The sequence below is a fragment of the Deltaproteobacteria bacterium genome (assembly GCA_021737785.1).
GTDB lineage: Bacteria > Desulfobacterota > DSM-4660 > Desulfatiglandales > Desulfatiglandaceae > AUK324.
The window spans coordinates 15,079-35,240 of record JAIPDI010000020.1 but is presented as its reverse complement, the minus strand read 5'-3'; the positions used below and the strand labels follow the sequence as shown (position 1 = coordinate 35,240).

Genomic DNA, 20,162 nt, shown 5'->3' with positions numbered 1-20,162 from the left:
CCCCATCATCCAACCATTCCAATCATCCTAACCATCCAGCATCCAGTATCCAGTATCCAGCAACCAGTATCCAGCATCCAGTTCTACTTCTGATGAAGGATCTCCTCCGGCACCAGCCCTTCCAGATGGGGGAACTGATCCGTCATGTGGGGGATCTGCATCGATTCCATGAATTGCTTTTCAAAATCGGGCTCTACCGTCAGCTCGATGTACTCCACATGACGGGAAATCCAGTTGGCGTCCTCGCGCATGTCTCGGTCCAGAAGGACCACCCTCGCGCCGTCGCCGGCCGCATTTCCCACAGAGAGGATCTTCTCGATCTCACAATCCGGGAACAGACCCATGATCAGGGCCTTTTCCCTGGCCACGTGGGTGCCGAATGCCCCGGCGATCTTGATGGTATCCACCTTATCGATCCCCATCCGCCGCATCATGAGCTTGCACCCGGTGTAAAGCGCCCCTTTGGCCAGCTGGATCTGACGGATGTCTTTCTGGGTGATCACCACGTCTTTGTCGATGGAGGTCTCATCGGCCCAGGCGATGACGAACTCCTTCTGTCTCGGGTTGTCCGGGTTTGTGCGGAAGCGGTTGGATTTCTGATTCTTGGAGAACCGCCCGCTCTTCTCCACCACGCCCGACCGGTAGAGTTCGGCCAAGACATCCAGGATCCCGGACCCGCAGATCCCCTTGGTCCGCATCTCCTCCGGCTTGGAGTATTTGAGCCACGCCTCGCGGCCGATGACCTTGTAGTCCACCTCGTGGGTCTCCGGATCGATGGTGATCCGTTCGATGGCCCCGGGCGCGGCCCGCATCCCGAAGGCCAGCTGGGCCCCTTCCAGGGCCGGCCCTGTGGCGCAGGAGGAGGATATGAGCTTGTCTTTGTTTCCCAACACCAGTTCGCCGTTGGTGCCGATGTCGATGATGAGCTGAAGGGTTTCGCTCCGGTGGGGTTTCTCGCACACCAGTACACATACATTGTCCGCCCCCACGAATCCGGCCTCATTGGGCATGACGAACACCCGGGACGATCGGTTGATTCCGATCCCGAGGTCGCGGGCCCGGATATCCAGGCTCCGGTGAATCACGGGCGGAAACGGCGCCAGTCCCACATACTGGGGGTCCAGCTTGAGGAGGATGTGGTGCATGGCCGTGTTCCCGCCCAGGGTCAGGTCCACGATGTCGGACGGCTCAAGCCGCGGATACGGCTTCCCTTTTTCCGGACTCTCCACAATCACGAATTCCCCGTTTTCATCCCGTATGCTTTTTCCATTTTCATCCTTCTGTTTTGTCTTAGGGGGGTGTGTCGCGTCGCAGGCCTTCTTCACCAGTTCGTTGAGCCCCTCGATCATGTCGTCGCTCATTTTTTCCAGGCCGCCCGGGGTCTGCATGTGGTAGGTGATCCGCGACATCACGTCTTCACCGTACTTGCACTGGGGGTTCATCATGGAGACCGTATCCAGCACCTCCATGGTCCTCATATTGCAAAAATAGGCGGCCACCGTGGTGGTCCCCATATCGATGGCCAGACCGTAATAGTCCTCCACCCTCCCCGGCCACACCTTGATGATCTCTTTGTCCATCCAGACGGCGGCGGTGATGGTCCATCCGCCTTTACGGATGGCATTGGGAAGGTCCTGCAGGGTGAACCAGTCGATGTCGAGATCTTTGAGGCCATATTCTTTTTCCAGGGCCTGGGTCATCCGCTCGAAATCCCCCAGGGGATCCTCAAAGGTGGGCGGCGTCATGGTCACCGTATGGAGTTTGACCGCAGGATTCCATTTAATGTCGATATCCCGGGCCGCCTTGCTCACCACCTGTTTGCCGGCCCTCGATTCCTCGGGCACAAAGACCAGGATATCGTCCTGAATCTCCGCCACACACCCGAGGCGGTAGCCCGATTCCCGCTGCTCAGGGGTGATGAATTTCGCCTCTTCCTGTTGCCATGCGCTCACATGACCGGGATCCGATACCACCCCGAACTTTTCGAATGCCCCCTTTTCGATCCGGACCTTGCACTTGCCGCAGACCCTCTTTTCACCGCACAGGGTCTCGATATCCACCCCGAGACGCCGCGACGCCTCGATAATGTTGATCCCCTTGTCAACCTCTCCCCGTCTCCCCGACGGCTGGAAAATAACCTTCACCTTACCGCTTTCGCCCATTTAACAGACTCCTCGGCTCCCTGTTGGATTTCCGTGCAACTCAACAGCAAATATTCAATGATCACTATTCACTATTCAATTTACTTTGCCTGCATTTCCCTCAGCCGGCCGATCATCTTGATGGCCTCCTGCACTGCATTCCCGGCGCTGTCCGCGTATCCATCGGCCCCGAACAGGTCGGCCGTATCACTGGTGACCGGCGCACCGCCCAGCATGATGGCCACATTGGGATTCTTTTCCTTGATCATCTTGATGACCTTTTCCATCCCCATCATGGTGGTGGTCATCATGGCCGACAGGGCAACGATCTCCGAGTCGGTGCGGAGCTGCTCCTCCACGAATTTCTCAAGGGGCACATCCCGGCCCAGGTCGTGGACCGTAAACCCGGCCACCTCGAACATCATCTTGATGATATTCTTTCCGATGTCATGCACATCCCCCTGGACCGTTCCGATCACCACCTGGCCCTTGGGCTTGTCTCCCAGATCTTCCAGGGTGATATGGGGCTTGAGAATGTCCAGCCCCACATACAGGGCATCGGCGCACATGAGGAGTTCAGGCACAAAGTACTCCTGCTGATCATAGAGCTCGCCCACCTCCTGCATGCCCGCGGCCAGGCCGTTCATCACCGCATCGTAGGCGTTCACCCCTTCATTCAGCACCCGCTGTGCGGCCTCCTGCACCCTGTCTTCATCAAACTCCACCACGCCTTCGTGAAGCTCCTTTAACAGTTCTTCCCTGACTTTTTCATCTGCCATAATCGCGTTCCCTCCGCTGTGCCAAAAATTGAATACCTAAAAGTGACCTGAAGCGGATACCTGCAACCAATCCCGCCCAGGCGGGACTCACACAGAGACACAAAGCACACAAAGGATTTTTTTTTAAAAGAAATGGAAACATGCCCTTTTCTCTGTGTTCTTTGTGGCTCCGTGTGAGTCTATAGAATAAGGCGTACTGAGATACAAACAGATTTTCTTGTTTTTTGTTACAGGGTTATTGAAAATAAGGTACTAAATTCCTGAATCCCTGAATCCCTCAATTCCTCAATTCCTGACTTCCTCAACTCGCCTTTCCCTCGCGCTTTATTTCCTGCCGTATTCCCGGACGGCCTTCACATAGGCCTCCACGTTTTCCTTCTTGACATCGGGCCAGATATCGCAACCCGGCCAGACCGCATCCACACCGTCATCCACGCATTTCTTGATGACCCCGGCCACGTCCGCCGCATCCATCTGGACCAGGGTCCCGTAGGGATCGAAATTGCCCAGGATCATGGCGCCGGGACCCAGTTTTTGACGCGATTCCACCACATTGTTTTTCTGATCCACACTCACGGCATCCGCACCGCAGTCGTTCATCATCTCGATGATCAGGTCGGTGGAGCCGCAGATGTGATTGATTTTGGGAGATTCGAGGGCGGAAAAAACCTTCTCCAGATTCGGTTTGATGAGGGTCTTCCACATGCGCGGGGAGATGAGATCCGTGCCCGATCCCATCTCGCGGATGTTCATGTAATCCACGCCCAATCCCTGATAATGCTGCGCCACGGCAATCACCAGGTCGGTCATCCTGGCCAAAAAGGCCTCCACCCGATCCTTGTCCTTGCGGAGCCCTTTAAGGAGGACATCCAGCTCAATCAGCTGTCCGGCCATGGTGAACGGCCCCAGCACCCACCCCCCGATTGCCAGCTTGCCCCCGTCGTGGGCCTTGGCGATCCTGATGGCCTCGTCCACCACCGGCATGCGTCCCTTATCAAAAATCGATTGGTAATCGCCGGGGAGGTCCACATCGTCCAGCGTGGCCCACTTGGAGGGGACAGTGGGATAAAGAATGCCCTCAGCATTTTCATACAGACTGGCCCCCCTTCCCAGGGCCTCGGGGACGGTACACATATCATAGGGAACGACGATCCCGTCGAATCCGAACATCTCGGCGCTGGCAATGGCCGAGCCTGCCAAATATTCCGCTGACCCATGCACCTGGGCAAACCGGATCCCCATCTTGTCGATTGCCTGAATCGTCACCGTGCCCATACCGCTGAAAACGGGCGCCTGATCCAACGGTTCTCTTTTAAAAAAGGCCTTTACACGTTCCCTCGGGGTCATTGTCGTCATAAACGGTTACTCCTTGTGTGTCTGGAAGTTAATCAATTTTCTCTCAACCCGTGTCGTCCATCTGTTGTCAGCCCGATCACATCCCCTTGAGCTGCCCGACAAAATCGGGAAAGAGCTTATTGAGAGGATGGGTTTGAAGCCCTGGAAGTCTTCTGGTTTCCGCAAAGGCGGCCGTGGCGGCAAAGGCATCTGCCATGGCCACGGCGGGAAAGATCCGGGATGCCCCTGCCATGGGACCGGAGAATATCATGTCATGGTACATGAAGGCGGCCAGAGACTCCAGGCCTGCATCCGCAGCCGACCACCCCTTGAATCCCCAGAGTTCCCGGGCCTGTTTCCACATGTAGGACCCGTTGGACGGGGCGCTGGCCGTGGGGAACCCCCATTTCTCCTTGATCATCCGGTTGGCGATACCGCAGAAGGCGGTGGCAGGCCCGTTCATTACCGAGGTGTCCACAAAGATGCTCTCAAACCGGGCGCCCACCTTTTCCATGGCGTCCAAAAGCTTCTGGGTTCCGGCAATTCTTCCGGAAGGCATCTGGTCCGCCATGTCAAAGGCAACCAGAAGGACGTGCTTGACCCCGATCCGGGCGATTTCACGGATCTCCGTCTCCAAATCCTCTTCCCACACCGTGATGCTGTTATAGAACATGCGGTCCAGGAGACCCTTGTCCGCACAATAGGCCGCACCCGCCAGTTTGGGTTTCATCTGCCACGCATCGATGCAAAAGGGCATATCGCTCACCGAGGTCACGAAATCGATATATGATTCGAACTCCTTTCCCGTATTGGCCACCACGTCGGCCATCCCGGAAACCCCGGTTTCCATGGACATCCTGTCCTGGGTCCGAAGCAGCTCCTCCGCCCGCTTCTCGTCAAATCCCTCTTTCCGTTTCCCGTCAAAGACCTTGTCGCCTTTCTGAAAGATCGATGAACAGACCACGGTGGGATACTCGCCTGGCTGGCCGCCGAACTTGACGCCGCCGATCTCGCAGACCTTCTGCGCCGTCGAAAAATTGGATATCATCGCGTCTCCTCGTGTAAATTTTGGCTCTGGTTGCTGGTCGAAGATCCCGTCTTCAGCGGGATTACCGGTTACCCGTTGCGGGTTGCGGGTTTATTGAGTTTATTGGGCTTGTTGGGTTACCCACTCTCCCGCGATGGGGGTGACTTCTTCCCCCTTTGCTTTCAGCTTTGAGCTTTCAACTCCTTGCGCCTAATGCCTTTCCCCTCACCTCTTCCGCGTTCCGAGCTCCGAGTTCCGCGTTCTCTCAGACTGCCAGATGTCTCTTGATGATCTCGCTGTCGGCCATCAGTTCTTCAGACGTGGCAATTTGCCCGACCTTCCCCTTGACGCCCATGAGATAATGCCGGGACGCCACCTTCAGGGCCATCCGGTAGTTTTGTTCCACCAGCAGGACGGTCAGCCCCGACTGGATGCAGAAAAGGAGTATGGGCTGGATGACCTCGAACACCAGGAGCGGTGCAAGCCCCTGGGACGGCTCATCCAGGAGCATGATGATCGGATTCCCCATCAATGCCCGGCCGATGGCCAGCATCTGCTGTTCTCCGCCGCTGAGGGTCGATCCGTCCTGCCGGTTTCTTGCCCTCAACACGGGAAAATGGGTGTAAATCTTCTCCATGTTCCAGGCGTCGGTGTCTTCTGAAGGTTTTGCCCCCAATATGAGGTTCTCTTCCACGGTCACTCCGGGAAAGATGTGTCGTTCAGCCGGTACATAACCGATCCCTTTTCTGACCACCTTATGGGTGGGCAACCGGGTGGTATCTTCTCCGTTGATTCGGATCGTCCCTTTCCGGGGCGGGGTCAGGCCCATGATGGACCGGAGGGTGGTGGTTTTTCCCACGCCGTTTTTCCCCAGGATCGAGACCGCCTCAAGTCTCTCCACATCCATGGAAAGCCCTTGAATAATATGACTTCTTCCGTAATAGGCGTGGAGATCCTCGATCTGAAGGATCTTATCTGCTTCCGGATTACGCATGGCCGAGATACGCCTCCTTGACCAGATCATTGTCCTGGATTGCCCGGGGAGGTCCCTCAGCAATGATGCTCCCCTGGTTCAGGACGGTGATTTCATCTGAAATGCTCATGACCACATCCATATCATGTTCCACCAAGACGACGGCAATGGTTTCGGTTAATCCTTTGATCAGCCCTGCGATATGTTCCGTCTCCGCAGGCGACATCCCTGCCGTGGGTTCGTCCAGAAACAGGATCTTGGGATCGCCGGCCAACGCCATGGCCACTTCCAGGCAGCGCTGATCGCCGTGGGCCAGATTGGTGGAAGGCACGGTCGCCTTGCTCTCGAGTCCCAAGCGATGGAGTATTTCCCAAGCCTTGTCATTGACCGCTTTAAGGCTTTCTCTTGCTGAAAAAATCCTGAATGACCCGCCTATCCGGCTTTGCGCCGCAATCCGCACATTTTCAAATACGGTCAATCCAAGAAAAATACTCGTTATCTGAAAGGTGCGACAAATGCCCAACCGGACCAGTCGATGGGCAGGCCTGTTGGTAATGTTCCGGTCCCCGAACAGCACCGCACCGGAACTGGCGGGGAGTCTGCCTGTGATGACATTAATGAAGGTGGTTTTTCCGGCCCCGTTGGGTCCGATGATGGAACGGAGGCGTTTGGCTTTAAATTCAGCATCTACATCGTTGACGGCGAGCACGCCGCCAAAATGCTTGTGAAGGCCCTTTGTGCTCAGGATGGTGGTCATGGGTCTTGATTATTCCTTTCTGAAGCGCGTCAGATAGTCACCCAGGCCGACGAAGCCTCTCGGCATGAACAGCACAAGGAGGATCACCACCAGGCCCACGAACAGCTCCCAGTGCTCGGTCATGGTGCTGATGTAATCCTGTATAAAGATGAAAATGCCCGCCCCGACAATAGGTCCCCAGAGAGAGCCCATCCCTCCGACCAGGACCATCATAAGGACCCCTGCACCCGCAAATGCGCTCATGGTCGTCGGGCCGATATAACCTCTGTAAAGGATGAAAAGCCCCCCGCTGACACCGCCCAGCATGCAGGCGTACATCCATCCGTAGAGCTTATATCTGCGAACATTGATGCCCACAAAGGAGGCCCTTTCCTCGTTTTCCCGTATGGCCTCCAGCACTGCCCCGAATGGGGAATGGACAATCCGCCATGTCAGCAGCAGGCAGATGATGACAATGCACAGGCTGAAGAGATACATGGCGGTTGGATTTCCGGAACTGCCCAGGACAAAGCCCCCCAACTGAATGTCAGGATGGGGGACCCCCATCAGACCATCGTCGCCCCCGGTGAGACTGTACCACTTCCATACAATGGTATAAAACATCATGCCGAAGGCCAGGGTCAAAAGGGCGAAGGCCAACCCTCCGGTACGCACCTGGACCCACCCCACAGGGAGGGCGATGAGCGATGTCACCGCAACTCCCGCAAGGATAGCCAACCAAAGGGATGACGGCGATATATGGATCAGAAACAGACCCACCACATAGGCCCCGATCCCCAGGTAGGCATTGTGCATAAAGGAGAGCAGGCCCGTATATCCCAGGAGCACGTCGAGACTCATGGCCAGCAGACCGTAGATCAGCATCTCATTGACGAGGCTGATATAGAATCGGTTGGTCACGACAAATGGGAACAGGGCAAGACAGGCGATAATGATGAGAAGGGCCACGATCCTGAGAGGATGCCCGGTTCCCTTCTTTAAGCCCGTTTCAGACGTGCGATCATCCATCTTACTCAAACCTTCCTTCTCCAAGGAGCCCCCGGGGCATTAAAGCAAGGATAACGGCCATCATCATATAGACAATGACCATGGCCAGATCCGTTACAAAAAACTCGGCTAAGGTCTGAACCAGTCCGATCAGGAAGGCCGCCAGTACAGCGCCCCTCAAACTGCCCAGCCCCCCGATCACAATGACGACAAAAGAGCTGATCAGCATTTCGTGCCCCATGATCGGGTCTATGGTATAGAGCGGCCCTGAAATGACTCCGGCAATTCCGGCCAGAATACAGCCCAATGCAAAGGCGCTCATATGGACGTAGGTCATGTTGATTCCCATACACGATACCATCTCAGGAATACTGCTGGCCGCCCTGAGGATGATGCCCAGTTTTGTTTTTCCCAGAAACAACATCAATCCGATCATGGCCGCGGCCGTGATCAGGAGTGTCACCAGCCTGAAAACCGGATAGTGGGTTCCGGCGATGGGAAGCGTCTGTCTCATAAACTCGGGGAGTTCGATAAAACGGGGTTCATTCCCCCAGAAGTATTTTATCAGACCGTCCAGGAGAAACATGAGTCCGTATGTGAGGATCAGGGTATAGACGATGGATCGCTTTCTAACCGGCGCAATAATGATCCGCTCAATGATCAACCCCACCGCGGCGATAAGGACCGGGGCGATGAGGAGCGCCACAAAGAAGTTGAGACCGGAGGCAACCAGGGTAAAGCCTGCATACGCCCCCAATGCATAGAGGGACCCGTGAGCAAGATTCATTACCCGGCTCAGGCCGTAAATGATATTGAGCCCGATGGCGACAATCAAGAGCACGCCGCCCAGGACGAGGCTGTTTAATACAATATCTACGATGATAGCGAGAATGCTCATGTCTGATTCCTGTCGGCGCTCTCAGGTGTTTACAACAGATAAGGCCGGTCCCGATTTTCAGTTTGGTGTCGTGCAGTCCGTTGCAGTATTTCCAACGGACTGCAGATCACCTGAAAAGAGATAGTATTATTCCGGGCTATTCCGGAGGTCCTAACTCCTCGGCTGAAAAGGTTCGAAGTACCTTCATGTAGATCTTGGCGCCATAGGGATTCTCCGGGGCCAATGTGGTTTCGGTGAGTACTGCCGAATTTCTCATGCAGTTGTCTTTGGCAGAGATACGGACTTCGCCGTAAGGTCCGTTAAAACTGATGCCTTTCAAGGCTGCGGCAATTTTCTGAGGATCCGTTGAACCGGCCTTCTCAATGCCGTTAAAGAGGTTCATGGCGCCCACATAGCTGTGGCAGGCCGCATCGGACGGGATGGTTTTGAATCTTTTCCAGAAATCCGCTTCCCATTTATCCGATATGGGATTGTTCACGTCCCAGCACCAGTCGGATGCCCCGAAGATGCCGACGCACGCTTCGCCGCCCGCTTCCAGTTCCACCGGACCCGGGGCGGCCCCGGATACGATCCTGGCATATTTCTGAATGCCGAAATCATAGGCCTGTTTTGCAAAGACAGGAATGACATTGGTGATGAGCGCGATGTATACGGCATCCGCTCCGGAGGCCTTGATCTTGCTGATGTAGGAGGACCAGTCCTTGGTGGCGATCGGCGCTTTGTCGAAATTCTCATTGGCGACCTTGATGCCGTTTTTCTTGGCCAGGTCGATGAATCGCTGACCCGCATCGTGGCCCCAGGCATAGTCGTGAACCAGTACATAATAGGTCCGATCCTTAAGGTCGGGGGTCGCCAGAATGCCCTTGATGTTGCCTACCGCGGTCTGGTCGTTGGCAAGCTGACCGGACCTGAAAACCAGTGGGTTAAGGCCGTAAAATTTGGTGGTCATAACGTGTGTGGTCAAAAACGGGACGTTCAGTTTGTCGATATTCTTGGCGATAGCCAGGCCTACGCCGCTGGAGAAAACACCGATCAGGGCCTTGCAGTCATCCTTGAAAACGAGCTTTTCCGCTTTGCTCACGGCAACCGTGGGCTTTACCTGGGTATCCTCGATAATCAGTTCAATGGGACGGCCCAAAATGGTCTTCTTTTCTTCCGCAGCCATCTGGATCCCCATCTTCATCTCTTCACCGCCCTGCGCCACAATGCCTGACAAGGGAACGATAACGCCGATTTTGACGGGGTCTGCGGCGACTGCGTTGAGCGGGGCCAGCAAAAACACACCCGCCAGTAGTAAGGATGTAATCAAAAGTGCTCTTTTCATGTTTCCCTCCTTCTCTTCCCGCAAAAAATTGTGGTTAATGCCAGGCTCCTTTAATTCTGATCTCCCCTTATCACCTCCCATCCCTCCAAAATCCGTGGCGCCCTTTTCAGATGCAGTGACCCTGCATCCTACGCCTTGTCGGTTTCGGAAATCACCTGATCCAGCAGCTCCACCAGGTCATAGAGCTTCATCTCGCTTGAGATCCTTCGAGAACCCTCATTCAAATTATAATGACAGAACGGGCAGATGGAAACCATGTGCTCCGCACCGGTCTGCATCCCCTCTTCAATGCGTTTGGAGGCGTTCTTTGCGGCCCAGTCCCCGTATCCGGTCATGACGCCGCCCCCGCCGCCGCAGCAATAAGAGTTGTCCCGGATCCGTTCCATCTCTACCAATTCAATGCCTGGAATGGCCCGCAGGATTTCTCTGGGGACGTCGTACAGGCAATCTTCATCATTGAGACCCACATAGGCCCCCTTCCAGAGCTGGGAGCCCTCTTTATCAATCACGAATTTGGTCAGGTGCCGCCCGGTGTGACAGGGATCGTGATAGGTCACCTTCATCGGGAGTTCACCGGTGAATTTCAGCTTCCCCTCCTTGAACAGGGTATTCAGGAGATCCACCGTGTGGACCACCTGGATGCCGTCCATCATCTTGTCATATTCGGAAGAGAGGATATAGTCCTTCTTAATGGCCCTGTAACACCCGGCGCAGGAGGTGACAATGGTCTTGACTCCCCGCTCCTCATGCAGCATCCTAAATGTCTCCAGGTTGGATTGGGCCACCCGTTTGAATTCCTCGGCGTCCCCGATCCGCATGGCCGTGGATCCGCAGCAGATCTCATTTTCCCCCAGGATGCCGAAATCCAGTCCCAGTTTCTGAAACAGGGAGGCGGTGGCCACCGGCACGCCCCTGGCCGGGAGGTTGAAGGCCCCGGTGCAGCCGACGTAATAGAGGATGTCCGCAGGTTCCTTGTTGATGTCCTTGATCGGTTTCTTGGCTTTCTTAAATGGCCGGGTCCAATCCGTGCGTACCCTTCGGGGCCCCTGATAGGGGTTGTTGTAGCTTCGCATGGACTGGGCGATCTTTTTCTGGGTGGGCATGGGGCCGATGCCGTCTTGTACCGCCTTGCGTCGCATGGCCTCAATGATTTCAGGGATGAACGGCTTGTGGTCCAGCTCGCACTGGTTCTGGCACCCTGCGCAGACCGTACACTTATAAATCGCATCCAGCAGTTCGTCGGTCCATTCCAACTGCCCGTCCAGGATGCCCCTTGCAAACGCGATCTTTCCCTTTGATGCCATAAAGCCTTCAAAGCCGAACTCGGCCCCTGCAGGACAGATCTCACCGAATTCAGGGGGAGGTCCGTAGTTGTAGGCGGCCTTGCAGTTGCCACAGGCGGTGCACCTCCATAAAATATCCTTCAACTCCTCAAGAGTGGCGATGTTCCATTCCATAATATCCTCCCAATGCCGCGTGGCGGTTAACCAATCATCAGAACCCCAATTTTCCGGTGTTCATGATATCATTTGGATCCAGCAGTTTCTTCACCTGTTTTAAAAGCGATAGATAGCCGGGATGTGCCCGTTTGTTTATCTCAGCGGCAAAATCCACGGGAGGCTTGTACGGGATACCCCCTGCGTCCAGGTCCACCTTCAGGCATTCCACGATGGCATGTCTCGCATTTTCAGTCTCCTCGGCGCTCTGCTTGTTAAAGGGGATCATGGCCCTGAGCATGCCATAGTGAACCCCCCTGTAGTTGGTGGCGCGAACAGAAGGGGAAAGGTTGTGCTCGATGAGGATCTCCTTCCACTTGTTATACACCGGCGCCCATTTATTTGCCGGTGTAAAGGTGCCGGGCCACGATATGCCGCCGCCGGCCATCTTGGTATAGTTTTTGGTAGATCCCACAATCCGGCTGGGAAGCTGGGTCCTTGCCTTCAACGCCTCTTCCGGATAGTCGGCGTATTCAATGGAGGTCCCCTTTTTCTTCTCCTCATCCAGAACATTCTGCCAGATCTCTTCCCTGGCCTCCTTTTCCTTCTGGGTCCAGGAATTGGTCGCGCCGAAGCAATACCACTCAGGCGCCGCATCCGGCTTGGGCTTATATGGATAGGGGATCGGGACCTGCGACAGCCACCACGATACCGCGGTGAGGTCGTCACAGATTTCATAGTTCCCCAGATTCACCATATAGGATGTCATGTCTTCGATACTGCGTGTGGACACGGTAAACACCTTGAGGATCGGGGGAATCGGATGGACCCTGACGCCCATCTTTGTCACCACGCCGCTGGTCCCCAGCCACCCCTTGAACAGGCCGTCCAGCTGCGGCAGCGGAAGCACGCTGTGCCAGGAATCCTCCTGTATGGCGCAGGACCCGACACGGACCAACTCTCCGGTGGGAAGCACCACCTCCATGCTGGTGATCTCCTCGCTGTTGAGTCCGTACCTGCCGCTCATGCCTCCGATGCCATGGCACAAGGCATTGGATGAGACAGAGGCCGACGGCGGTCCCACCGGCCAGCTCCATCTCAGGTTATGCTTATACAACTCCATGGCCAGTTGCGCATGGGATACCCCCGGTTCGATAACGGCATAATGGGACTCCGTATCGATCCGTATGATCTTGTTCATCCGCTTCAGATCCAGCAGGATGCCCCCATGTTCGGGGATGCAAAGGCCTCCGATATTAGAACCGGCAGTATAGGGAACCACGGGTATCTTATCCCTGTTGGCCAGTCTGAAGATACTCTGAATCTGTTCTACGGTGGTGGCCATCACCACATAGTCCGGCAGCTTGGGTTTGACAAAGCTCAGGTCATAGGAATAGGCGTAGCGGATATGTTTGGCAGCGGTGGCATTATCCTTCCCCACGATCGAGACCAGTTCATCCAAAATCATGTCTTCTCTCTTGGCAAGCATTGACAGCCTCCTTCTCCCTGACCCTTATGCCAGTGATTTCAGCTTTTCCAGGCGGTTATTGCGCTTTTTCACCACTATTTTAAAATTCCTCGGGACATCCGCCAGGAGCGAACCGGATTGCTCGGCCCCCACATTATAACACGACACGATTTTCTCTTCAATAGCCAGGGCCTTGGCTGCAGCCTCGGCCAGGCCTGCCGCATCCGGCAAATCCGTTTCAAAGACATAATGGTCCGTCTCCAGATCAAAGGCATAGCACCCTTCAATCGCATCCGTGATCACGGACTGGTACGCCATTTGAATCTGCTTGTTAAATTTCCTGTTTTCTTTGGCAAAGGCAAGGAAGTCATCTTTGTTTTCAGGGAACCTCCCGGCCAGTTCTTCGTAGAAAACGGCAGCCTTTTCCTCCAGCTCCCGTAAAAAGCTTAATGTTTCAGAAGCGGTACGTAGATTCATCGTCACTCCCCTTTCCTATAACCATCGGTGGATGCAGACTTTGCTCTCTGTAAAGAAACGGATCGCTTCCTTCCCCTGGGTGTGAAGCACGCCCAAGAATGAACCGGCCATTCCGCTGAACGGGAAGAATGCCATGGGCGCAACAATGCCGATATTGATGCCGATGTTGCCGCTGATGCAGTCATACTGGAATTGACGGGCAGACTTGCCGTTTGACGTAAATATGGCATGACCGTTGTGATAGGGAGACTCGTTGCAGATCTCTATGGCATCCTCAAGGGTCTTGACCCTGATAATTCCCATGGTCGGGCCGAAGATCTCTTCGCGGACGATCCTCATCTCCCTTGATACATTCTCCATGATGGTGGGGCCTAAGAAGCAGGTGTCCGGGTAATTGCCGACGATCTCTCCTGCCTTTCGACCGTCTAATTTCAAGGTCGCCCCTTCCTTCATACCGATCTCGATGTAATTCAGTATGCTCTCCTTTTTATGCACATCCCGTACAGGACCCATCTGCACAGACTCATCGAGTCCGTAGCCGATCCGCATGTTCCGGGCCCTGTCCGTAATCTTTTCCACAAAACTCTTGTAAAAGGCATCGTCCTCACCCACAATCACCAGGGTCTGGCCGGCAAGACACCGCTGCCCGGCATTCCCGAAGAAGGATGTCATCAGTCCTGGGATGGTTGCCTCCACATTGCAATCGGGCATGATGACGAGGATGTTGGCGGCCCCGCCCTGGGCAATGCATCGTTTGCCGGTATTGCCGCATCCCGGATAGATGACGTCCCGCATGACCGGCGTGGAACCTACGAATGTGATCCCCTGAATGTCGGGATGGTCCAGCATGCCGCCCACAACGGTTCTCCCGCCGTGAACCATATTCCAGACCCCCGGGGGAAACCCTGCCTCTTCGGCCAGTTCCGTGATCTTCGTCTGGCTGAAGGGAACTTCGCTGGAAGGCTTGATGACCACCGTGTTGCCTGTGGCCACCGCGTAAGGGGCCGACCAGAGGGGAATCATAAAGGGGAAATTGAACGGGCCGATAACGCCAAAAACCCCTAAAGGCTGTCGAATGAGATATTCGTCGATGCCGCTTGCAATATCCTCCAGGCACTCGCCCATCATGAGACTCGGGATGCCGCAGGCCACTTCCACGTTCTCGATGCCCCGTCGGGTCTCTCCTCTGGATTCATCGATGCATTTCCCATGCTCCTGTGTCTGGACCCTGCTGACCTCTTCGAAGTTCTCCTCCAGCAATTCACGCAGTCTGAAGAGATAGCGGCAGCGCGTCACCGGGGGGGTTCTTCTCCAGTCATGAAATGCCTCCTGCGCCGCCTGAACAGCACTGTCAATCTCCTCCTTAGTTGAGATGCCGACCTTTCCGATGGTCTCATTGGTGGCCGGATTGACCACATCGATGATCTCGCCTTTTGATTCAACCCATTCCCCGTCGATGTAATTCTTGGCCATGGGTACGCCTTTTATGGGTTCATCCAATACCGCCATAGCAAATTCCTCCTTATAATTAAAAATTTAATTTGTGTAATGGACCATATGAAATGTGGAGCTGATTACCATATTCTTGTTATTGATTACGGGTCAAAAATCCCGCTTTCAGCAGGATTCAAAAAGCCGACGGGGGCCGATTCTAAACATCATTTTCATGTTCTTTCACAACCAGGTATAACTCGCTGGTCCCTACCCGTCTGACAATAGTCCCGGATTCCAGGAGCAGCGGATCATCTTTCATCACCACGCGGGCCTCCGGGTTTACCTCCAAATGTGTATCAATGGGTGATCGACTCGCTTTCAATTCCGAGGGTTCAAAGGGGGGGGTCTCTGTAAACTTGCATATGTATCTGCCTACCCCTACCACATCATTGGCCATGGCGATTTTCGCCGCCAGACCGTCCTGCTGGACCAGGCACTCCAGGATGATGGTGTGTGCATCCCGGACATGAGCATAGAACTCAGGGGGAAGCCCGATCTTTTTTTTCATTGCCTTTAGAAGGTTGTCAATCATATCGATGGTCAGCGTCAGGATGGTGTTCTCGGTCATTCGGGCCAAATAGCGGTGGAAACTGATCTCTTTGGAGACCTCATTGTCTCCGGGTGTGATACCCTCGCCGATGACCTGCTCCAGCTTTTCGATGTCCTTGTCCGTTCGCTTGGCTGCGGCCACTTGTGCCACGGACGGTTCAATGAGATACCGGAGCATGGTAATTTCTTTGACGGATACGGTTTGAAAATGGAGGAAATTGACAATGGCGTGAAGGGTGGTCCTCATGTCCACCTCTGCCACAAAGGCCCCGCCGGAAATCCCTTTTCGGATTTCCAGCAGTCCGATGACCTCGAGTACCCGAAGGGCCTCCCGCATGGTCGCCTTGCTGACCCCGAACTGATCGATCAACTCCTTCTCAGAGGCCAGCCTGTCCCCAGGCTTGATCCTGCCGGAAAGGATGGCGTCGCGAATCTGGGCGATGATGTTGTCTGAGACCTTTTCAGACTTGTTTGCATTATTAAACATGAATCGCGGTATGGACCTCAAAACGGAAATTCAGTGTAAAAGGTGATGACAGGGAGCCTGTCGTCTTTGCGGATGAAAACAGGAGCGGGTTATCCGGTTAATCCCGCGGGTGCGCGGGATCGGGAAAGACCGAAAACGAACGCTTGATGCCCGACCGGCAACAAACAACCGATAACTGCCACTACGCTTGCTTTCATGGTGTGCTTCCGTGTAGAGATACTGAATGAAACATAACCTGTCAAGAAAAATATTATAATCTTTTCATATTTTTTAACTCATCAAAAACCTCAAACCATCGACAACAGGATTAACGGCAAATTCGTTAATAATTATTATTTAAAATCAATTAATATGATTTAAAAAATTATTAAATGGAATTGACTGCTCAAAACCACAGATTTATTTTCCATAAGGGCAGGAATAGAAACCAAACGCACCACAGATCGTCAAAGAAATATTATAAAGGTTATAATTTTTGTTTGACTTTTCTTCATGGCTTTTCTATAAAAACGACACCATTTCAATGAAGGTCGCATAGGGTTTGAGCTTAATATTCTAATATTTCTATTATAATTTAACGATATCGATATTCCACTCAATGATACAGGCAATCGGTCTTCGGACATATTCTCAAACTTAAGGAGGTTTTCCTATGGGGTTGAAAATCGACGCGCTGACATGTACGGCATGTATGGCCTGCGAATTGGCCTGCGGCTATCATCGGGACGATGCCTTTGCACTTCTGTCGTCATGCATCGTACCCTACCGGGCCAGGGAAAAGAAAAATTACATAGGTGTCATTTTAAAAGAGGAAGACAGCTTGATCGCCGCACGGCCGGAAGGCACGGAAATTAGTCGAATCGGCCAAGAGCAGGACCCGGACAAGGAGGCGGATGCCTCTGCAAAACCGATGTTGCTCAGGGAATCCTGCGACCTGTGCGAGGATCTGGATGACGGACCCCTGTGCATCCGGTTTTGTCCGGTCAATGCGATTTCCATGGAATAGACAATTGGTATCGTACCGGTGCATGTTCGGCTCATGGTTGGGCCAAAGTCGAACCAATACACTACCGAATCACTCGAGTCTGACGGAAAACCTTAATTTTGAGGAGATACCCATATGGAATATTTAGCATCCGGAAAGATCGCTGTTGTCGACCTTGCCACACGTGAAATCATCGAAGAGGAGTTGGATGACGACCTGGTATTGGAGAAGATCGGAGGGGCCGGGATCACCAAATCCCTCTATGATCGTTTCGCAGACCAAGACCCCATCGTATTGGGCACCGGCCTCTTGACGGGAAGCCTGGTTCCCGGTTCATCTCTGGGTGTGATCACGGCGAAAAGCCCTTTGACAGGGCGGGTTTCCCACGTTCCCTTGAGCCTGGATGCCGGCATGGAATTGAAGTACTCCGGGTTTGACTATATCGTTATCAAAGGGATATCCGAAAAACCGGTCTATTTATGGATCCATGACGGCATCGCCGACATCAGCGACTCAGATGATCTGTGGGGGCAGGATGTCTGGACCGCAACGGATCGTATCCGGGACCTCATGGGGGACGACCTGATACAGGTCATCGGGATCGGAGAGGCCGGGGAAAAGGGATCCGATCTGGCCCAAATCTCGATCAACTACTGGCAGAGCGGAGATCGAATGGGTTTCGGAAATCTCTTTGGAAAAAAGCGCCTCAAGCTGATCGCTTTGCGGGGGATGGGCCTCCTGGAAATTGCTGAGCCGGAAGAGTTTATTGAGAAGTGCGGCGAACTTCTCTCCGCCGTCAAGTCGGGGGGCGCCGCTAAAATCAGAGGGATTGCCGCCATGGCCGCGGCCCTGGGTGCGGAGGACATCGGGGAGTGGCTCCAGCCGTTGACCCATAAGCACATGGCCTGCTTCAACACCTCTGTGCCGACCAACACCTTCGTATTCCTGGATGAAGATCCCTCGCTCCTGAAAGAGACCACCGTGAATGAGCCCGGGGTCCTGCTGACCGATATCTCTCCCCTCCTGATATTCAAGCGACTGGGGCTGACCGCGGCCGACGCCTGTCATGTGCTCAAGGCATGTGCAAAATACGGCATTGACGCGGCTGCGGTTGCTGAACTGAGCGAAACAACCGGTCTTACAGACCCGGAAGCGATCAAAGGCGCCCTCCCCGACCTGAAGGGTCCGGTGTCGAGTTCGGGCGATGCCGTATTCAGCCCATGGGCAGCCGTGGGGAACCAGGAAAAGGAGGGATGGATGCGACGCCAGGCCGTGGCCTATATCTTCGGCATCCATCCCCTGTTCGCGCTCATGGCCCCTGAATTGACCGAGGAAAAGCTCCTCGATATTTCCAGCCTCGGGACAGAACTGGAATTGACACAAGAGACCCTGGACGAGGTGATTGCGGATATCACCGGATAACGGGATTAAGAATCTTTGGTTTTAACTTCTCTGCAACGTGCGAAGAAGTTTTGTTGAACCGCCAAGGCCCGAAGCACGCGAAGAAGTCTTGATAGGTTCGTTCTGATCCTGAAAGAAAGACCCCAGTGAAATCCGCTTCGCTCTAATTTGCATGAATTTCATGGGGCAGGTTCAGGATCAGAACAGACCAAGCCCTGCCGGGAGGTAGTCCGTTATTCGGTAATAGCCTTTGGACAAAAAATCTTTGTGTCTTTGTGGCTTTGTGTGGAAATCTTTGGTTGCGGCCGTCAGGCCGCCGGGGAGCATTTCAGAATTCCTGTGCGGCGAGTGTGTCCATGAAGGATAATGACACCTGCAATAGGTCTGATAATAAAGGGCATCCCAGGATCGGCATCTATACCGGTCGAGGAACATCCCATTCCTGGCTCTGGTTCGTGGAGATATTTGACCGGATCGGTTTTTTTGATCTTGCCTTCCTGAGCGAAACCCACCTGAAGGGCGGCGGTCTGGACAGGTGCGATGTCCTGGCCATGTCCGGAGGGGACACCTTTGCCATTGCAGAGGGGTTGGGGCCGGAAGGGGCCGAGAGGCTCGAGCGCTTCATCACCAATGGCGGACTCTACATCGGTTCCTGCGCAGGGGCCTATCTCCCGCTCCATTCCTCCAAGGAACATCTCAACCTGTTTAATTTTGTCCCTGCAAAAGTCGCCAACCTGACCCGGATCCTCCCCGAGGCCCGGCGTCTGAGAGAGAAATTCTGCACGGCCTATGGGTGCGCGTATATCTTTCATCCGGTAAGGGAGGCGGTCCGGCTTGCCACCAACGGATTTATCCCCTTTAAAAAGGTGCCGGCCCTTGATGCCCCCCTCTACGGCGGTCCCCCCATGGTCGCCGGCGACCCTGTCCAGGTCCTGGCTACCTACAGCGGCTTTACGGAAAAGACGGTGTTTCTGGTGGATGAAAAACTCGCGGCCGACACGGTATTGGGAAAGGCCGCGGTCATCCGGCAGAAGATGGGCCGGGGATTTTTTCATCTGTATGGACCCCATTTCGAACATCCCCGTTTCCCGACGGCCAATCAGCTCCTGACTGATGCCATGCTTTGGGACCTCCCTCATGACCCGGACCGGATCCCCGACAGGGGCGTTTATGGAGAAACCCTCTCCGGCAAGGCCTGCCGGCTTCTCCTGAAAGACATCAAAAGAGAGATCAGCAATGCCCGTATCGTCGCGGTGGGACTGGAAACCCTTCCGGTTCAATGGGTGATCGGCAACAAGGTCTATGAAACCGCCAAAATAAGAGAATTTATAGAGCCTGTCTGGCAGCGGATAAAGCCCCTCGAAAGGCTGAATCAGATGCGCCTGCTGCCGGGTCAGGCGGGCCGGTTGATAGCGTCGGCCTCAGAAACAACAGCGCTTCTGCGCGAGATGAAAAGGTCGCTCAAGCAAGGAACGGATACGATTTTTCCGGCAAGAACCCTGTTTGAGAGATTGAATCGCACCTCCACGCTTTTCCTGGAAATATATTTCAGGACAAAACTGATGGGGAATTCAGGAATTGAGGATAAGGGATTAAGGGATTGAGGAATTGAAGGGATCATCACCTCTGGGTATGTTTTAGTCA

Annotated in this window: 17 protein-coding genes; 3 read left to right on the top strand and 14 right to left on the bottom strand. The window is 54.3% G+C overall.

Annotated features, from left to right (window positions below; translation table 11 throughout):
* Positions 1–83 precede the first annotated feature (83 nt).
* The 14 genes from K9N21_11420 to K9N21_11355 all read right to left on the bottom strand — a co-directional run bounded on the left by K9N21_11420 (position 84) and on the right by K9N21_11355 (position 16,132).
* The gene (locus K9N21_11420) at positions 84–2,162 is read right to left on the bottom strand and encodes an ASKHA domain-containing protein (protein ID MCF8144517.1); all 2,079 of its coding nucleotides are present in this window, start codon (positions 2,160–2,162) and stop codon (positions 84–86) included.
* A gap of 80 nt (positions 2,163–2,242) precedes the next feature.
* Positions 2,243–2,920 (bottom strand): cobalamin-dependent protein, encoded by a 678-nt coding sequence (locus K9N21_11415; GenBank protein MCF8144516.1) that lies wholly within the window; start codon positions 2,918–2,920, stop codon positions 2,243–2,245.
* A 324-nt stretch (positions 2,921–3,244) separates the two neighbouring features.
* Entirely contained in the window at positions 3,245–4,276 is a 1,032-nt protein-coding gene (locus tag K9N21_11410) for a methyltransferase (GenBank protein ID MCF8144515.1), read from the bottom strand.
* A 76-nt stretch (positions 4,277–4,352) separates the two neighbouring features.
* Positions 4,353–5,303, bottom strand: coding sequence for a tetrahydromethanopterin S-methyltransferase (locus K9N21_11405; GenBank protein MCF8144514.1), 951 nt, complete (start codon positions 5,301–5,303; stop codon positions 4,353–4,355).
* Positions 5,304–5,547: 244 nt separating this feature from the next.
* Positions 5,548–6,252 (bottom strand): ABC transporter ATP-binding protein, encoded by a 705-nt coding sequence (locus tag K9N21_11400; protein MCF8144513.1) that lies wholly within the window; start codon positions 6,250–6,252, stop codon positions 5,548–5,550.
* Positions 6,253–6,268: 16 nt separating this feature from the next.
* Complete coding sequence (locus tag K9N21_11395; GenBank protein MCF8144512.1) at positions 6,269–7,012, bottom strand: ABC transporter ATP-binding protein; 744 nt, start codon at positions 7,010–7,012, stop codon at positions 6,269–6,271.
* A 9-nt stretch (positions 7,013–7,021) separates the two neighbouring features.
* The gene (locus K9N21_11390; GenBank protein MCF8144511.1) at positions 7,022–8,020 is read right to left on the bottom strand and encodes a branched-chain amino acid ABC transporter permease; all 999 of its coding nucleotides are present in this window, start codon (positions 8,018–8,020) and stop codon (positions 7,022–7,024) included.
* Position 8,021: 1 nt separating this feature from the next.
* Positions 8,022–8,897 (bottom strand): branched-chain amino acid ABC transporter permease, encoded by an 876-nt coding sequence (locus K9N21_11385; protein MCF8144510.1) that lies wholly within the window; start codon positions 8,895–8,897, stop codon positions 8,022–8,024.
* Between the two features lie 136 nt (positions 8,898–9,033).
* Positions 9,034–10,221: an ABC transporter substrate-binding protein gene (locus tag K9N21_11380; GenBank protein MCF8144509.1), complete on the bottom strand. Its 1,188-nt coding sequence runs from the start codon at positions 10,219–10,221 to the stop codon at positions 9,034–9,036.
* Positions 10,222–10,349: 128 nt separating this feature from the next.
* Positions 10,350–11,678: a (Fe-S)-binding protein gene (locus tag K9N21_11375; GenBank protein MCF8144508.1), complete on the bottom strand. Its 1,329-nt coding sequence runs from the start codon at positions 11,676–11,678 to the stop codon at positions 10,350–10,352.
* A 37-nt stretch (positions 11,679–11,715) separates the two neighbouring features.
* A complete protein-coding gene (locus K9N21_11370) occupies positions 11,716–13,146 on the bottom strand; it encodes an FAD-binding oxidoreductase (protein MCF8144507.1) in 1,431 nt (476 codons plus the stop codon).
* A gap of 24 nt (positions 13,147–13,170) precedes the next feature.
* On the bottom strand, positions 13,171–13,602 hold the full coding sequence (locus tag K9N21_11365) for a hypothetical protein (protein MCF8144506.1): 432 nt from the start codon (positions 13,600–13,602) through the stop codon (positions 13,171–13,173).
* A gap of 15 nt (positions 13,603–13,617) precedes the next feature.
* Complete coding sequence (locus tag K9N21_11360; protein ID MCF8144505.1) at positions 13,618–15,075, bottom strand: CoA-acylating methylmalonate-semialdehyde dehydrogenase; 1,458 nt, start codon at positions 15,073–15,075, stop codon at positions 13,618–13,620.
* 178 nt (positions 15,076–15,253) lie between these two features.
* Positions 15,254–16,132, bottom strand: a complete 879-nt coding sequence (locus K9N21_11355) for a GntR family transcriptional regulator (protein MCF8144504.1) — start codon at positions 16,130–16,132, stop codon at positions 15,254–15,256.
* 652 nt (positions 16,133–16,784) lie between these two features.
* Between K9N21_11355 and K9N21_11350 the strand changes: the two genes are divergently transcribed.
* The 3 genes from K9N21_11350 (at position 16,785) to K9N21_11340 (ending at position 20,122) form a co-directional block, all read left to right on the top strand.
* The gene (locus tag K9N21_11350) at positions 16,785–17,138 is read left to right on the top strand and encodes a hypothetical protein (protein ID MCF8144503.1); all 354 of its coding nucleotides are present in this window, start codon (positions 16,785–16,787) and stop codon (positions 17,136–17,138) included.
* A gap of 114 nt (positions 17,139–17,252) precedes the next feature.
* Positions 17,253–18,539, top strand: coding sequence for a hypothetical protein (locus tag K9N21_11345; GenBank protein ID MCF8144502.1), 1,287 nt, complete (start codon positions 17,253–17,255; stop codon positions 18,537–18,539).
* A 335-nt stretch (positions 18,540–18,874) separates the two neighbouring features.
* On the top strand, positions 18,875–20,122 hold the full coding sequence (locus K9N21_11340) for a hypothetical protein (protein MCF8144501.1): 1,248 nt from the start codon (positions 18,875–18,877) through the stop codon (positions 20,120–20,122).
* Positions 20,123–20,162: the final 40 nt, after the last annotated feature.